We start from the raw sequence: 13,995 nt of genomic DNA, 5'->3' as shown, positions 1-13,995 counted from the left end.
CATCTCTAAGGAAACCACGATCATGGCCCGCAGCCATCCGCTCGATCGCTATCGCAACATCGGCATCATGGCGCACATCGACGCCGGCAAGACGACCACGACCGAGCGCATCCTCTATTACACCGGCAAGTCCTACAAGATCGGCGAAGTGCACGAAGGCACCGCGACGATGGACTGGATGGAGCAGGAGCAGGAGCGCGGGATCACGATCACGTCCGCCGCGACCACGTGCTTCTGGTCGGCTGACGAGGGCAAGGGTGCGGAACACCGCATCAACATCATCGATACCCCGGGCCACGTCGACTTCACGATCGAGGTCGAGCGTTCGCTGCGCGTGCTCGACGGTGCGGTCGCCTGCTTCGACGGCGTCGCCGGCGTCGAGCCGCAGTCCGAGACCGTGTGGCGTCAGGCCGACAAGTACGGCGTGCCGCGCATGTGCTTCGTCAACAAGCTCGACCGCACCGGTGCCGATTTCTATTTCTGCGTCGATTCGATCATCGAGCGTCTCGGTGCGCGTCCGGCCGTCCTGTACCTGCCGATCGGCATGGAAGGCGGCTTCAAGGGCCTCGTCGACCTCGTGAACAACCGCGCGATCATCTGGCTCGAAGAGAGCCTGGGCGCGAAGTTCGAATATCAGGACATCCCTGCGGACATGGCCGAGAAGGCCGCCAAGTATCGCAGCGAGCTGATCGAGATGGCGGTCGAGCAGGACGATGCGCTGATGGAGGCGTATCTCGAGGGCAACGAGCCGTCGGTCGCCGACCTCAAGATGCTGATCCGCAAGGGCACGCTCGGCATGGCATTCGTGCCGGTCGTCTGCGGCTCGGCGTTCAAGAACAAGGGCGTGCAGCCGCTGCTCGATGCGGTCGTCGACTATCTGCCGTCGCCGCTCGACGTTCCGGCGATCAAGGGCGTGAAGCTCGACGGCGAGACGCCGGACGAGCGTCCGTCGGACGACACCGCGCCGTTCTCGGCGCTGGCGTTCAAGATCATGAACGATCCGTTCGTCGGCACGCTGACCTTTGCGCGCATCTATTCGGGCAAGCTCGAGGCGGCGTCGCAGGTGACCAACTCGGTCAAGGACAAGAAGGAAAAGGTCGGCCGCATGCTGCTGATGCATGCGAACGACCGCGAGGACATCCAGGTGGCCTATGCCGGCGACATCGTCGCGCTGGCGGGTCTCAAGGATACCACGACCGGTGACACGCTCTGCGCGATCAACGCCCCGATCATCCTTGAGCGGATGGAATTCCCCGAGCCCGTGATCGAGCTGTCGGTGGAGCCGAAGACCAAGGCCGACCAGGAGAAGATGGGCGTCGCGCTCAATCGTCTCGCGCGCGAGGACCCGTCGTTCCGCGTCTCGTCGGACGCCGAATCGGGCCAGACGATCATCAAGGGGATGGGCGAGCTCCACCTCGAGATCCTCGTCGACCGCATGAAGCGCGAGTTCAAGGTCGAGGCCAACGTCGGCGCGCCGCAGGTGGCCTATCGCGAATATCTCGCGAAGAAGGTCGACATCGACTACACCCACAAGAAGCAGTCGGGTGGTTCGGGTCAGTTCGGTCGCGTCAAGCTGACGGTCGTCCCCGGCGAGCGTGGCTCGGGCTTCCAGTTCTTCGACGAGGTCAAGGGCGGCAACATCCCGAAGGAGTATATCCCCTCCGTCGAGAAGGGCATGCGCGAGACCGCCGAGACGGGTTCGCTGATCGGCTTCCCGATCATCGACTTCGAGGTCCATCTGTACGACGGCGCCTACCATGACGTCGACTCGTCGGCGCTGGCGTTCGAGATCTGCGCGCGTGGCGCGATGCGCGAAGCGGCCCAGAAGGCCGGCATCAAGTTGCTCGAGCCGATCATGAAGGTCGAGGTCGTCACCCCCGAGGATTATCTCGGCGACGTCATCGGCGACATGAACAGCCGTCGTGGCCAGATCCAGGGCACCGACAGCCGCGGCAACGCGCAGACGGTCGAGGCGATGGTGCCGCTGGCCAACATGTTCGGCTACGTGAACCAGCTCCGCTCGTTCACTCAGGGCCGCGCGCAGTACAGCATGCAGTTCTCGCACTACGACGAGGTTCCGACCAACGTCGCCGACGAGATCAAGGCGAAGATGGCCTAAGGCGCACGGGGCCAGGGTGACCTGGCCCCGGGATGCCGAAAGGCCTGCCACCCGCGCCTGATGCCGGCGGTCGCCGGACTTAGGCTGCGGGCAGGGGCTGGCGTTACCAATCATCTACCGCTAAAGGGCCGCGTTCGCGTGGCCCCGGCGGCACCGAATTCGAATCAGAAGGTAGGAAAATGGCTAAGGCAAAATTCGAGCGGAACAAGCCGCATCTCAACATCGGTACCATCGGCCACGTCGACCATGGCAAGACGTCGCTGACCGCCGCGATCACCAAGGTGCTGGCAGAGACGACCGGCGGCACCGCCGTCGACTTCGCGAACATCGACAAGGCGCCGGAAGAGCGCGAGCGCGGCATCACCATCTCGACCGCGCACGTCGAGTATGAGACGCCGAACCGCCACTATGCGCACGTCGATTGCCCGGGCCACGCCGACTATGTGAAGAACATGATCACTGGCGCCGCGCAGATGGACGGCGCGATCCTGGTCGTGTCGGCCACCGACGGCCCGATGCCGCAGACCCGCGAGCACATCCTGCTCGCCCGTCAGGTCGGCGTGCCGGCGATGGTCGTGTTCATGAACAAGGTCGATCTGGTCGACGACGAGGAAATCCTCGAGCTGGTCGAGCTGGAAATCCGCGAGCTGCTCAGCTCGTACGAATTCCCGGGCGACGATATCCCCATCATCAAGGGTTCGGCGACCTGCGCGCTGTCGGGTTCGAACGACACGTTCGGCAAGGACGCCGTGCTCGAGCTGATGAAGCAGGTCGACGAGTACATCCCGCAGCCGGAGCGTCCGCTCGACAAGCCGTTCATGATGCCGATCGAGGACGTGTTCTCGATCTCGGGTCGCGGTACGGTCGTCACGGGCCGCGTCGAGACCGGCATCGTCAAGGTCGGTGAGGAAGTCGAGATCGTCGGTATCCACCCGACCGTCCGCAAGACCACCGTCACCGGCGTCGAGATGTTCCGCAAGCTGCTCGACCAGGGCCAGGCGGGCGACAACGTCGGTGCGCTGATCCGCGGTGTTGCGCGCGACGAAGTCGAGCGTGGCCAGGTGCTCTGCAAGCCCGGCTCGATCAAGCCGCACACCGACTTCCAGTCGGAAGTGTACGTGCTGTCGAAGGAAGAGGGTGGCCGTCACACGCCGTTCTTCGCCAACTATCGTCCGCAGTTCTACTTCCGCACGACGGACGTGACCGGCACCGTCGAGCTGCCCGAGGGCACCGAGATGGTCATGCCCGGCGACAACATTTCGCTCGGCATCAAGCTGATCGCGCCGATCGCCATGGACGTCGGCCAGCGCTTCACCATCCGTGAGGGCGGTCGTACCGTCGGCGCGGGCGTCGTGAGCGAAATCGCCAAGTAAGATCCGGACCGGCGTCACGGCGCCGGCCCGATCGAAAAACAGCGGCCCGGCACTCCCAAAAAGGAGTGTCGGGCTGTTGCTATTTAATGAGGGCTCCTTTAAGGGCGCTCCTCCAAGTTTTACTGAGTTACGGCTCTTTCTCGTCGTCGCGCTGCATCCGTCATAACGGGCAGCCGATCTCATCCCGCCGGTCCAGCACCAGCGGCACGAGTCCTCCGCCAACCGGCGGTGGAGACGGCCGGGGTCGTGCTCCTTCGCATCGGTAGGGATCATGGACAGCAATATCCGCATTCGCCTCAAGGCGTTCGATCATCGTGTGCTCGACCAGGCGACCGGCGACATCGCCGACACCGCGCGCCGCACCGGCGCGCTCATCCGCGGTCCGATTCCGCTGCCGACCCGCATCGAGAAGTTCACCGTCAACCGCGGCCCGCACATCGACAAGAAGTCGCGCGAGCAGTTCGAGGTCCGCACCTACAAGCGCATGCTCGACATCGTGCAGCCGACCCCGCAGACCGTGGACGCGCTGATGAAGCTCGACCTCGCCGCAGGCGTTGACGTCGAGATCAAGCTGGCGTAATGGCCCGCATCCCGCGGTCGACGTGAGTCCCGCGGGTTTGCTGTTTTCCGCCCAGGCGGAGCAGCGGTTCGGGACCTTCGCCACGGCGGAGTACCTGACAGACACGAGATACCGCCGGCCGCTTCGGTTGCCGGGCCAGCGTCTCCCGTCATGTTCCCGGCAACGGGGGCGACCAGCCCGGGACGGGGCGACGTACATACAATCGGGCTGGATGGCACCTTTAGCGAGGTGCCGCACGCACGTACGGGAATGGTCCCGGGCGTGCCTCTGTAATGGAGTAATGGATCATGCGCACTGGCGTGATCGCGAAGAAAATGGGTATGACCCGCCTGTTCCAGGATGATGGCCGCCACGTGCCGGTCACCGTCCTGCAGCTCGAAGGCCTCCAGGTCATTGCCCGTCGCGAACAAGATCGTGATGGCTACACTGCCGTTCAGCTCGGTGCTGGCGTCGCAAAAGCCAAGAATGTCGCCAAGCCGCAGCGCGGCCACTTCGGCAAGGCCGAGGTCGAGCCCAAGGCGGTCGTCGCCGAATTCCGCGTCAGCGAGGACAATCTCCTCGACGTCGGTGCGGAAATCTCGGCCGAGCATTTCGTCGCCGGTCAGCTGGTCGATATCCAGGGTCGTACCCAGGGTAAGGGCTTCGCCGGCGGCATGAAGCGCTGGAACTTCAAGGGTCTGCGCGCGACGCACGGCGTTTCGGTCTCGCACCGTTCGCTCGGTTCGACCGGTCAGCGCCAGGATCCGGGCAAGGTCTTCAAGAACAAGAAGATGGCCGGCCACATGGGCGACCGCAACCGCACGCAGCAGAACCTCGAGATCGTCGGTACCGACGCCGAGCGCGGCCTCATCTTCGTCAAGGGCTCGGTGCCCGGTTCGAAGGGCGGCTGGCTGTTCGTGAAGGACGCGGTCAAGGTCAAGGCGCATGCCGAGGCTCCCTATCCCGCCAGCCTGAAGCAGGCTGCCAACAGCAACACCGCAGCCGACACGCCCGCAGAGACGAGCGCGCCGGAAGCTACCGACGGCCAGGAGGGCTGAACGTGAAGGTCAAGGTTCAATCCTTCGCCGGCACCGCTGCGGCGGACGTCGAGCTCAACGACGAGGTCTTCGGCCTCGATCCGCGCGCCGACATCCTGCACCGCGTGGTCACCTGGCAGCTCGAGAAGCGTCGCGAGACGGCTCGTGGCACCCGCGAGCGTGCGGACGTCGCGCGCACCGGCAAGAAGTTCGGTCGCCAGAAGGGCGGCGGTACCGCCCGTCACGGCGATCGCCGCGCTCCCGTCTTCATCGGCGGTGGTAAGGCTCACGGCGCCCGCGTCCGTGACTTCAACCCCGGTCTGAACAAAAAGATTCGCGCCCTCGGTCTGAAGATGGCCCTCTCGAGCCACGCCAAGGCCGGCTCGCTGATCGTCATGGACAGCATCGCGGTCGAGAACAACAAGACCAAGACGCTGGTCGGCGATCTCGCCAAGCTCGGCTTCGGCAAGTCGGCGCTGGTCATCGACGGCGACGCCGTCGAGACGAGCTTCGCGCTCGCCGCGGGCAACCTGCACGGCATCAACGTGCTGCCGTCCGCCGGTGCCAACGTCTATGACATCCTGAAGGCTGACACGCTGGTGCTGACCCGCGCGGCGGTCGAGAAGCTGGAGGCTCGCTTCAATGGCTAAGCAGCAGAAGGCCGTCGACAACCGTCACTATGACGTGATCGTCGCGCCGCACATCACCGAAAAGGCGACCTTGCTCTCCGAGCATAACGCCGTCGTGTTCAAGGTCGCGAACGACGCGACCAAGCCCGAGATCAAGGCTGCCGTCGAGGCTCTCTTCGACGTCACCGTGACCGGCGTGAACACGATCGTCCAGAAGGGCAAGACCAAGAAGTGGAAGGGCGCTCCTTACCAGCGCTCGGACATGAAGAAGGCCATTGTCACCCTGAAGGACGGCCAGTCCATCGACGTGACGACGGGGATCTAAGGGTCATGGCACTCAAGCATTACAACCCGACGAGCCCGGCCCGCCGCGGCCTGATCCTCGTCGACAAATCCGCGCTCTACAAGGGCAAGCCGGTCAAGGCGCTTACCGAAGGCAAGCGCAAGACCGGTGGTCGCAACAACAAGGGTCATGTGACGTCGCGCGGCATCGCCGGCGGTCACAAGCAAAAGTATCGCTACGTCGACTTCAAGCGTCGCAAGTGGGACGTCGAGGGCACGGTCGAGCGTCTGGAATATGACCCCAACCGCACCGCGTTCATCGCGCTGGTGAAGTATGCCGACGAAGAGCTGGCCTACATCATCGCGCCGCAGCGGCTGGCGCCGGGCGACAAGGTCCTCGCGGCCAAGAAGACCGACACCAAGCCGGGCAACGCCATGGAGCTGGGCCAGGTGCCCGTCGGCACCATCGTCCACAACGTGGAGATGAAGCCGGGCAAGGGTGGTCAGATCGCCCGTTCGGCCGGCACCTACGTGCAGGTCGTCGGTCGTGACCGCGGCATGGTCATCGTCCGCCTCAACTCGGGCGAGCAGCGCTACATCCGTGGCGAGTGCATGGCGACGGTCGGTGCGGTGTCGAACCCGGACAACCAGAACCAGAACCTCGGCAAGGCCGGGCGTTCTCGCTGGATGGGCAAGCGTCCGCTGACCCGCGGCGTCGCCAAGAACCCGGTCGACCATCCGCACGGCGGTGGCGAAGGCCGGACCTCGGGCGGCCGTCATCCGGTTACGCCCTGGGGCAAGCCGACCAAGGGTGCTCGCACCCGTCACAATAAGTCGACCGACAAGATGATCATCCGGTCGCGTCATTCGACTAAGAGGAAGGGCTAACCATGGCTCGTTCAGTCTGGAAGGGCCCGTTCGTCGAACTGAGCCTTCTGAAGAAGGCGGAAACCGCGCAGGATGCCGGTGGCCGCGCGCCGATCAAGACCTGGTCGCGTCGTTCCACCATCCTGCCGTCGTTCGTCGGCCTCACGTTCAACGTCTACAACGGCCGCAAGTTCGTGCCGGTGTCGGTCAATGAAGACATGGTCGGCATGAAGCTGGGTGAGTTCGCGCCGACGCGCTACTTCCCGGGTCACGCCGCTGACAAGAAGGGCAAGCGCTGATGAGCAAGCCTGTATCCCCCCGCAAGGTCGGCGAGAAGGAAGCGCTTGCCGTCGCGACGCAGATCCGTGGTTCGGCGCAGAAGCTGAACCTGGTCGCGGCGCTGATCCGCAACAAGCCGGTCGGCGATGCGATGAGCATCCTTCAGTTCTCGACCAAGGCGATGGCGATCGACGCGCGCAAGGTGCTGGCCTCGGCCATCGCCAACGCCGAGAACAACCACAACCTCGACGTCGACGCGCTCGTCGTCGCCGAGGCCTCGGTCGGCAAGTCGATCACCATGAAGCGCTTCGCGACCCGCGGCCGTGGCAAGTCCACCCGCATCCTGAAGCCGTTCAGCCGTCTGCGCATCGTCGTGCGCGAGCAGGAAGAAGCATAATGGGTCACAAGAGCAACCCCATCGGCATGCGGCTCCAGATCAACCGGACCTGGGACAGCCGCTGGTTCGCCGAAGGCCATGATTATGGCCAGCTGCTGCTGGAGGATCTTAAGATCCGCGCCTTCATCATGAAGACGCTGCCGCAGGCCGCCATCTCCAAGGTCGTCATCGAGCGTCCGGCCAAGCTGTGCCGCATCTCGATCTTCGCTGCCCGTCCCGGTGTGATCATCGGCAAGAAGGGCTCGGACATCGAGAAGCTGCGCAAGACGATCGGCGCGATGACCAAGTCCGACGTGTCGCTGAACATCGTCGAGATCCGCAAGCCGGAGATCGACGCCAAGCTCGTCGCACAGGGTATCGCCGACCAGCTCGAGCGTCGTATCGCCTTCCGCCGCGCCATGAAGCGTGCGGTGCAGTCGGCGATGCGCCTGGGTGCCGACGGCATCCGCGTCGCTTGCGGCGGCCGTCTCGGCGGCGCCGAGATCGCACGGTCGGAGAGCTATCGCGAAGGTCGGGTTCCGCTGCACACGCTGCGCGCGAACATCGATTATGCCGAGGCCCAGGCCCATACGTCCTACGGCGTGTGCGGCGTGAAGGTCTGGGTCTTCAAGGGCGAGATCCTCGGCCATGACCCGATGGCGCAGGACCGGCTGATGATGGAGGCTCAGACCTCCGGCGTCCGCCCGGCCCGCGACGACCGTCGTTAAGGACTGACACGACATGTTGCAGCCAAAGCGCACCAAATTCCGCAAGGCCTTCAAGGGCCGCATCCATGGCGACGCCAAGGGTGGCACCAGCCTCAACTTCGGGTCGTACGGCCTGAAGGCGATGGAGCCGGACCGGATCACCGCACGCCAGATCGAGGCGGCCCGCCGCGCGATCACGCGTCACATCAAGCGCCAGGGGCGTTTGTGGATCCGCATCTTCCCGGACGTCCCCGTCTCGTCGAAGCCGGCCGAAGTCCGCATGGGCTCGGGCAAGGGTTCGCCCGAATTCTGGGCCGCCCGCGTCAAGCCGGGCCGGATCCTGTTCGAGCTCGACGGCGTCGAAGGCAAGATCGCCGCTGAGGCGTTCGAGCGTGCCGCGATGAAGCTCCCGATCAAAGTCAAGGTCGTCGCCCGCCTGGGTGACACCAGCCACCTCGGAGGCGAGTGATAATGGCCAAGTCCGATTTTCTTAGCCAGAGCGACGATCAGCTGTCCGAGAGCCTCGGCCAGCTGAAGCGCGAGCAGTTCAACCTCCGCTTCCAGGCGGCGACGAACCAGCTCGAGAAGCCGAGCCGCGTCAAGGAAGTCCGTCGCGACATCGCGCGGATCAAGACCCTCCAGGCGCAGCGCACCAGCGCCGCGGCTGCCAAGTAAGGAACATCAGATGCCGAAGCGCGTGCTGACCGGACTGATCGTGTCCGACAAGGGCGACAAGACGGTGGTCGTGAACGTGGAGCGCAAGGTCAAGCACCCGCTCTACGGCAAGATCATCCGTCGCTCGAAGAAGTACCACGCCCATGACGAGGCGAACGAGTACAAGCAGGGTGAAACCGTGCGGATCGAAGAGACCGCACCGATCTCCAAGCTGAAGACCTGGAAGGTCGTCGATCGGGTCAACACCCATGCGACGCCCGAGCGGGTCGACGTCGACGCATAACTCACCGCCGGCTTCGGCCGGCGGATGAACAGGGCAGGGCTTGCGTCCTGCCAGCGGAGTGGGTACAGGGCCGCTCCCCCGGTGCAGTCCGCTGCGCCGGGGTCGTTATTTTAGGCGGGGTTGGGTCGGTATCCACCCCATAGACGAGAAGGAAATGGATCGATGATCCAGATGCAATCCAATCTCGACGTCGCTGACAACAGTGGCGCGAAGCGGGTGCAGTGCATCAAGGTGCTGGGCGGCTCGAAGCGTCGTACCGCCACCGTCGGCGACATCATCGTCGTCAGCATCAAGGAAGCACAGCCCCGCGGCAAGGTGAAGAAGGGTGACGTGCATCGCGCGGTCATCGTCCGCACCGCCAAGGACATCCACCGTGCCGATGGCTCGACCATCCGCTTCGACGGCAACGCCGCCGTCCTGGTCAACAAGAACGAGGAGCCGATCGGCACCCGTATCTTCGGCCCGGTCGTGCGCGAGCTGCGTGGCAAGAAGCACATGAAGATCATCTCTCTCGCTCCCGAGGTGCTGTAATGGCCGCCGCGAAGATCAAGAAGGGTGACCAGGTCATCGTCCTGTCCGGCAAGGACAAGGGCAAGACCGGCACCGTGACCCTGGCGATGCCGAAGGACGGCAAGGTCGTCGTCGGCGGCGTCAACGTCGCGACGCGTCACCGCAAGCCGACCCAGGCGAACCCGCAGGGCGGTCTCGAGAAGATCGAGGCGCCGTTGCACATCTCGAAGGTCGCGCACGTGACCGCCGACGGCAAGCCCACCCGCGTCCGCTTCGAGACGCAGGACGGCAAGAAGGTCCGCGTGGCCGTGAAGACGGGGGACAAGATCGATGGCTGATGCAGCCTACAAGCCCCGCATGAAGGGCATCTACGAGGACACGATCGTCAAGGCGATGGTCGAGAAGTTCGGCTATAAGAACGTCAACGAGATCCCCCGGATCGAGAAGATCGTCCTCAACATGGGCGTCGGCGAGGCCACCCAGGACAAGAAGCGCGTCGACCAGGCCGCTTCCGAAATGGAGCTGATCGCCGGCCAGAAGCCCGTGATCACCAAGGCGAAGAAGTCGATCGCGCAGTTCAAGCTGCGTGAGGGCATGCCGATCGGCGTGAAGGTCACCCTTCGCCGCGAGCGCATGTACGAATTCCTCGACCGTTTCATCACGATCGCTCTTCCCCGCGTCCGCGATTTTCGCGGCCTCAACCCGAAGAGCTTCGACGGCCGTGGCAATTACGCCTGCGGCATCAAGGAGCAGATCGTGTTCCCCGAGATCAACTATGACCGCATCGACAAGGTGCGCGGCATGGACGTGATCGTCACCACCACGGCGAAGACCGACGACGAGGCGCGCGAGCTGCTCCGTCTCTTCGGTTTCCCGTTCCCTCAGCCCGAGGCTGAGCAGCAGAAGCAGGCTGCGTGAGCAGCCTCGCTTTCCTGAAGTAAGGAAGAGAGCTTAAGTCCATGGCGAAACTGAGTTCGATCAACAAGAATGAGCGTCGCAAGAAGCTTGTGAAGCAATATGCTCCCAAGCTGGCGAAGCTGAAGGCGATGGCGAATGACCAGAGCCTCGACGAGAGCGAGCGTCTGATCGCTCGCCTCAAGATGGCGGAACTGCCGCGCAACGCGAACCCGACCCGCATCCGCAACCGGTGCGAGATCACGGGCCGCCCGCGCGCTTATTACCGCAAGTTCCGTCTCGCACGCGTGATGCTCCGTGATCTGGCCAATAAGGGCATGATCCCCGGTCTCACCAAGTCGAGCTGGTAAGGATTCATCATGGCAGTGACCGATCCCCTGGGTGATTTGCTCACCCGCATCCGCAACGGCCAGCGCGCGAAGAAGGACTCCGTCCTCTCGCCGGCGTCGAAGCTGCGCATCCGCGTGCTCGACGTGCTGCAGCGCGAAGGCTATATCCGTGGCTATAGCGACGAGCAGATGGGCCCCGCAGCGGGCGTCCGCATCGAGCTGAAGTATTTCGAGGGCCAGCCGGCGATCAAGCATGTCGCCCGCGTCTCGAAGCCCGGCCGTCGCGTCTATTCCGGCTCACAGGAACTTCCCCGCGTCCGCAACGGCCTCGGCATCACCATCGTCTCGACGCCTCGTGGCGTTCTGTCCGACGCGGAAGCGCGCGAGCAGAATGTCGGCGGCGAAGTGCTCGCGGAGGTCTTCTGATGAGCCGCATTGGTAAGAAGCCGATCGCCTTGCCGGCCGGCGTGACCCCGACGATCAACGACGGCATCATCAGCGTGAAGGGCCCCAAGGGCACCCTCACCATGCCGCTCCGCGACGAGATCAGCTACACGCTCGAGGACGGCGGCATCCAGGTGCAGCCGGCCAACGACACCAAGCGCGCGCGCGCGTTCTGGGGCATGCAGCGGACGATGGTGCAGAACCTGGTCACCGGTGTGACCGACGGCTTCACCAAGAAGCTGCTGATCACCGGCGTCGGCTACCGTGCCGCCGCACAGGGTCGTAACCTCAAGCTGCAGCTCGGCTACAGCCACGACGTCAACATCGACGTGCCGGAAGGCATCGAGGTCAAGACGCCGGACGCGACGACCGTCGAGATCAGCGGTTCCGACAAGCAGAAGGTCGGCCAGCTGGCCGCCGAGATCCGTCAGTGGCGCAAGCCCGAGCCGTACAAGGGCAAGGGCATCAAGTACGACGGCGAGTTCATCTTCCGCAAGGAAGGGAAGAAGAAGTAATGACCAAGGGTCTCTCTCTTTTCGCGAAGCGCCGTCGGCGCAACCGTACCGCGCTGAAGGCACGTTCGGGCACCCGCCCGCGGCTGTCGATCCATCGCTCGGGCAAGCACATGTATGCCCAGGTGATCGACGACGTCGCCGGCAAGACCGTCGCTTCGGCCTCGACGCTGGAGAAGGACGTGCGCGACACGTCCGGCGCCAACATCGCGGCAGCGACCGCCGTCGGCACCCGCGTGGCGGAGGCGGCGAAGGCCGCCGGCGTGACGCAGGTCGTGTTCGATCGTGGCGGCTTCCTGTTCCACGGCCGCGTCAAGGCGCTGGCTGAGGCGGCGCGTGCCGCCGGATTGGAGTTCTAATATGGCTGACGAGAACAACGTGCAGCCCGCAGCGGCTGAAGGCGCTCCCCAGGAGGCCAATTCGGCGCCGCAGGGCGGCCAGCAGGGCGGCTTCGGCGGTCCCGGTGGTGGTCGCGGCGGTCCGCCGCGCGGCGGTCGTGGTGGTGGCGGCGGTGGCCGTGGTCCCGGCGGTCCCGGTGGCAATCGCGGTGGTCGTGACGGCGGTCGCGGTCGCGACAATCGTGGCGGTCGTCCCGGCCAGGATGACGGCGGCGAAGAGCTGATCGAGAAGCTGGTCCACATCAACCGCGTCTCGAAGACGGTGAAGGGCGGCAAGCGCTTCGGCTTCGCCGCACTGGTCGTCGTTGGTGACGGCAAGGGCCGCGTCGGCTTCGGTCACGGCAAGGCGCGCGAAGTGCCGGAAGCCATCTCCAAGGCCACTGCGGCCGCGAAGAAGGCGATGGTCCGCGTTCCCCTGAAGGACGGTCGCACGCTGCATCACGACGGCAACGGTCACTTCGGTGCCGGTCGCGTGACGCTCCGTTCGGCCCCGCAGGGCACCGGCATCATCGCGGGTGGCCCGATGCGCGCCATCTTCGAGAGCCTCGGCGTTGCCGACGTGGTGACCAAGTCGGTCGGCACGTCCAACCCCTACAACATGATCCGCGCCACGTTCGAGGCACTGGGTGAGCAGACTTCGCCGAAGTCGGTCGCGCAGCGTCGTGGCAAGAAGATCGCCGACCTGCTCGGCCGCGGTGGTTCGCAGACCGCCGAGGCGGACGCAGCGGCCGTCGTGGAGTAACTGACATGGCGACGATCAAGATCAAGCAGACCGGTTCGCCGATCCGCCGCACCAAGGATCAGCGCGCGACGCTGATCGGCCTCGGCCTCAACAAGATGCACAAGGTCTCGGAGCTGGAAGACAGCCCCGAGGTCCGCGGGATGATCCGCAAGGTTGCACATATGATCGAGGTACAGGGCTGATACGTCGTCCGTCACCCCGGACTTGATCCGGGGTCCCGCTCCTTTCGTTTTGGAAGAAGCGGGACTCCGGCTCTTCGGCCGGCGTGACGGAACGGTGGCGGTTCCGACCTAGTGACAAATACGGGGAAGGGGGCTAAGTGGCCCCCTTCCTTTTTCCATCAGCGCGACAAAAGCGAAAGCGAGTGCATATCATGAAGCTCAACGAACTCCGCGACAACCAGGGTGCCCGCAAGTCCAAGATCCGCGTCGGACGCGGCATCGGTTCGGGCAAGGGCAAGACCGGCGGCCGCGGCCAGAAGGGTCAGAAGAGCCGCGAGGGCGTCAGCATCGCCGGCTTCGAGGGCGGCCAGATGCCGCTCCACATGCGTCTGCCCAAGCGCGGCTTCAACAACATCTTCGCCAAGGATTATGCCGAGGTGAACACCGGCGCGATCCAGAAGGCGATCGACGCGGGCAAGCTGTCGACCGACGGCACGATCGACCAGGCGGCGCTGAAGGCGGCCGGCCTCGTCCGTGGCGGCAAGGACGGCGTCCGTCTGCTTGCCAAGGGTGAGCTGACCACCAAGCTCGCCTTCCACGTCGCCGGTGCGTCGGCGGGTGCGCGCGCGCAGGTCGAGAAGACCGGCGGTTCGCTCGACATCCCGACGATCGTCCCCGCCGCCGAGAAGGCCGCCGCCAAGAAGGGCGTGCAGTACAAGGCGCGTCAGGAAAAGAAGGCGTCGTTCAAGGCGTAATCTTTTGTGTCCCCGCCGCGCGCGGGGACACAAAGCGCCGGAC

The 13,995-nt window shown here is 64.8% G+C and carries 23 protein-coding genes; all 23 read left to right on the top strand.

Annotation, left to right across the window (positions count from 1 at the left end; genetic code table 11):
- The first annotated feature begins 22 nt into the window (after nt 1-22).
- The 23 genes from fusA to rplO all read left to right on the top strand — a co-directional run bounded on the left by fusA (nt 23) and on the right by rplO (nt 13,952).
- Nucleotides 23-2,119, top strand: a complete 2,097-nt coding sequence (fusA, locus tag MC45_RS11870) for an elongation factor G (protein WP_038663410.1) — start codon at nt 23-25, stop codon at nt 2,117-2,119.
- A gap of 179 nt (nt 2,120-2,298) precedes the next feature.
- A complete protein-coding gene (tuf, locus tag MC45_RS11865; RefSeq protein WP_038663408.1) occupies nt 2,299-3,492 on the top strand; it encodes an elongation factor Tu in 1,194 nt (397 codons plus the stop codon).
- Nucleotides 3,493-3,763: 271 nt separating this feature from the next.
- The gene (gene rpsJ, locus MC45_RS11860) at nt 3,764-4,072 is read left to right on the top strand and encodes a 30S ribosomal protein S10 (RefSeq protein WP_007406109.1); all 309 of its coding nucleotides are present in this window, start codon (nt 3,764-3,766) and stop codon (nt 4,070-4,072) included.
- A 287-nt stretch (nt 4,073-4,359) separates the two neighbouring features.
- Nucleotides 4,360-5,109 (top strand): 50S ribosomal protein L3, encoded by a 750-nt coding sequence (gene rplC, locus MC45_RS11855; RefSeq protein ID WP_038663403.1) that lies wholly within the window; start codon nt 4,360-4,362, stop codon nt 5,107-5,109.
- 2 nt (nt 5,110-5,111) lie between these two features.
- The gene (rplD, locus tag MC45_RS11850) at nt 5,112-5,738 is read left to right on the top strand and encodes a 50S ribosomal protein L4 (RefSeq protein WP_038663400.1); all 627 of its coding nucleotides are present in this window, start codon (nt 5,112-5,114) and stop codon (nt 5,736-5,738) included.
- Nucleotides 5,731-6,042 (top strand): 50S ribosomal protein L23, encoded by a 312-nt coding sequence (locus MC45_RS11845; RefSeq protein WP_038663397.1) that lies wholly within the window; start codon nt 5,731-5,733, stop codon nt 6,040-6,042. Before rplD ends, MC45_RS11845 begins: the two co-directional genes overlap by 8 nt.
- Nucleotides 6,043-6,047: 5 nt before the next feature.
- A complete protein-coding gene (rplB, locus tag MC45_RS11840; protein ID WP_037534170.1) occupies nt 6,048-6,887 on the top strand; it encodes a 50S ribosomal protein L2 in 840 nt (279 codons plus the stop codon).
- Nucleotides 6,888-6,889: 2 nt separating this feature from the next.
- Nucleotides 6,890-7,165, top strand: a complete 276-nt coding sequence (gene rpsS / locus MC45_RS11835; protein WP_017979490.1) for a 30S ribosomal protein S19 — start codon at nt 6,890-6,892, stop codon at nt 7,163-7,165.
- A complete protein-coding gene (gene rplV, locus MC45_RS11830) occupies nt 7,165-7,542 on the top strand; it encodes a 50S ribosomal protein L22 (protein WP_038663392.1) in 378 nt (125 codons plus the stop codon). Before rpsS ends, rplV begins: the two co-directional genes overlap by 1 nt.
- On the top strand, nt 7,542-8,249 hold the full coding sequence (gene rpsC, locus MC45_RS11825; RefSeq protein WP_037534164.1) for a 30S ribosomal protein S3: 708 nt from the start codon (nt 7,542-7,544) through the stop codon (nt 8,247-8,249). Before rplV ends, rpsC begins: the two co-directional genes overlap by 1 nt.
- Before the next feature lie 13 nt (nt 8,250-8,262).
- Complete coding sequence (rplP, locus tag MC45_RS11820; protein WP_037534163.1) at nt 8,263-8,697, top strand: 50S ribosomal protein L16; 435 nt, start codon at nt 8,263-8,265, stop codon at nt 8,695-8,697.
- A gap of 2 nt (nt 8,698-8,699) precedes the next feature.
- Nucleotides 8,700-8,903, top strand: a complete 204-nt coding sequence (gene rpmC / locus MC45_RS11815; RefSeq protein ID WP_038663387.1) for a 50S ribosomal protein L29 — start codon at nt 8,700-8,702, stop codon at nt 8,901-8,903.
- 10 nt (nt 8,904-8,913) lie between these two features.
- Entirely contained in the window at nt 8,914-9,186 is a 273-nt protein-coding gene (gene rpsQ / locus MC45_RS11810) for a 30S ribosomal protein S17 (RefSeq protein ID WP_037534161.1), read from the top strand.
- 162 nt (nt 9,187-9,348) lie between these two features.
- On the top strand, nt 9,349-9,717 hold the full coding sequence (rplN, locus tag MC45_RS11805) for a 50S ribosomal protein L14 (RefSeq protein ID WP_037534160.1): 369 nt from the start codon (nt 9,349-9,351) through the stop codon (nt 9,715-9,717).
- A complete protein-coding gene (rplX, locus tag MC45_RS11800) occupies nt 9,717-10,034 on the top strand; it encodes a 50S ribosomal protein L24 (protein ID WP_038663384.1) in 318 nt (105 codons plus the stop codon). Before rplN ends, rplX begins: the two co-directional genes overlap by 1 nt.
- Nucleotides 10,027-10,614, top strand: coding sequence for a 50S ribosomal protein L5 (gene rplE, locus MC45_RS11795; protein ID WP_038663381.1), 588 nt, complete (start codon nt 10,027-10,029; stop codon nt 10,612-10,614). The genes rplX and rplE overlap by 8 nt, the downstream gene beginning before the upstream one ends.
- 41 nt (nt 10,615-10,655) lie before the next feature.
- Nucleotides 10,656-10,961, top strand: coding sequence for a 30S ribosomal protein S14 (rpsN, locus tag MC45_RS11790; RefSeq protein WP_038663377.1), 306 nt, complete (start codon nt 10,656-10,658; stop codon nt 10,959-10,961).
- A 9-nt stretch (nt 10,962-10,970) separates the two neighbouring features.
- The gene (gene rpsH / locus MC45_RS11785; protein ID WP_037534152.1) at nt 10,971-11,366 is read left to right on the top strand and encodes a 30S ribosomal protein S8; all 396 of its coding nucleotides are present in this window, start codon (nt 10,971-10,973) and stop codon (nt 11,364-11,366) included.
- Entirely contained in the window at nt 11,366-11,899 is a 534-nt protein-coding gene (gene rplF / locus MC45_RS11780; RefSeq protein WP_038663374.1) for a 50S ribosomal protein L6, read from the top strand. The genes rpsH and rplF overlap by 1 nt, the downstream gene beginning before the upstream one ends.
- On the top strand, nt 11,899-12,255 hold the full coding sequence (gene rplR, locus MC45_RS11775; RefSeq protein WP_038663371.1) for a 50S ribosomal protein L18: 357 nt from the start codon (nt 11,899-11,901) through the stop codon (nt 12,253-12,255). Before rplF ends, rplR begins: the two co-directional genes overlap by 1 nt.
- Nucleotide 12,256: 1 nt before the next feature.
- On the top strand, nt 12,257-13,036 hold the full coding sequence (gene rpsE, locus MC45_RS11770) for a 30S ribosomal protein S5 (protein WP_038663369.1): 780 nt from the start codon (nt 12,257-12,259) through the stop codon (nt 13,034-13,036).
- A 5-nt stretch (nt 13,037-13,041) separates the two neighbouring features.
- Complete coding sequence (rpmD, locus tag MC45_RS11765; RefSeq protein ID WP_038663366.1) at nt 13,042-13,218, top strand: 50S ribosomal protein L30; 177 nt, start codon at nt 13,042-13,044, stop codon at nt 13,216-13,218.
- Between the two features lie 191 nt (nt 13,219-13,409).
- Nucleotides 13,410-13,952, top strand: a complete 543-nt coding sequence (gene rplO / locus MC45_RS11760) for a 50S ribosomal protein L15 (protein ID WP_038663364.1) — start codon at nt 13,410-13,412, stop codon at nt 13,950-13,952.
- The last annotated feature ends 43 nt before the right edge of the window (nt 13,953-13,995 follow it).

The sequence above is a fragment of the Sphingomonas taxi genome (assembly GCF_000764535.1).
GTDB lineage: Bacteria > Pseudomonadota > Alphaproteobacteria > Sphingomonadales > Sphingomonadaceae > Sphingomonas > Sphingomonas taxi.
The sequence above is the reverse complement of the archived record's forward strand: the minus strand, read 5'-3'. Positions and strand labels throughout refer to the sequence as shown.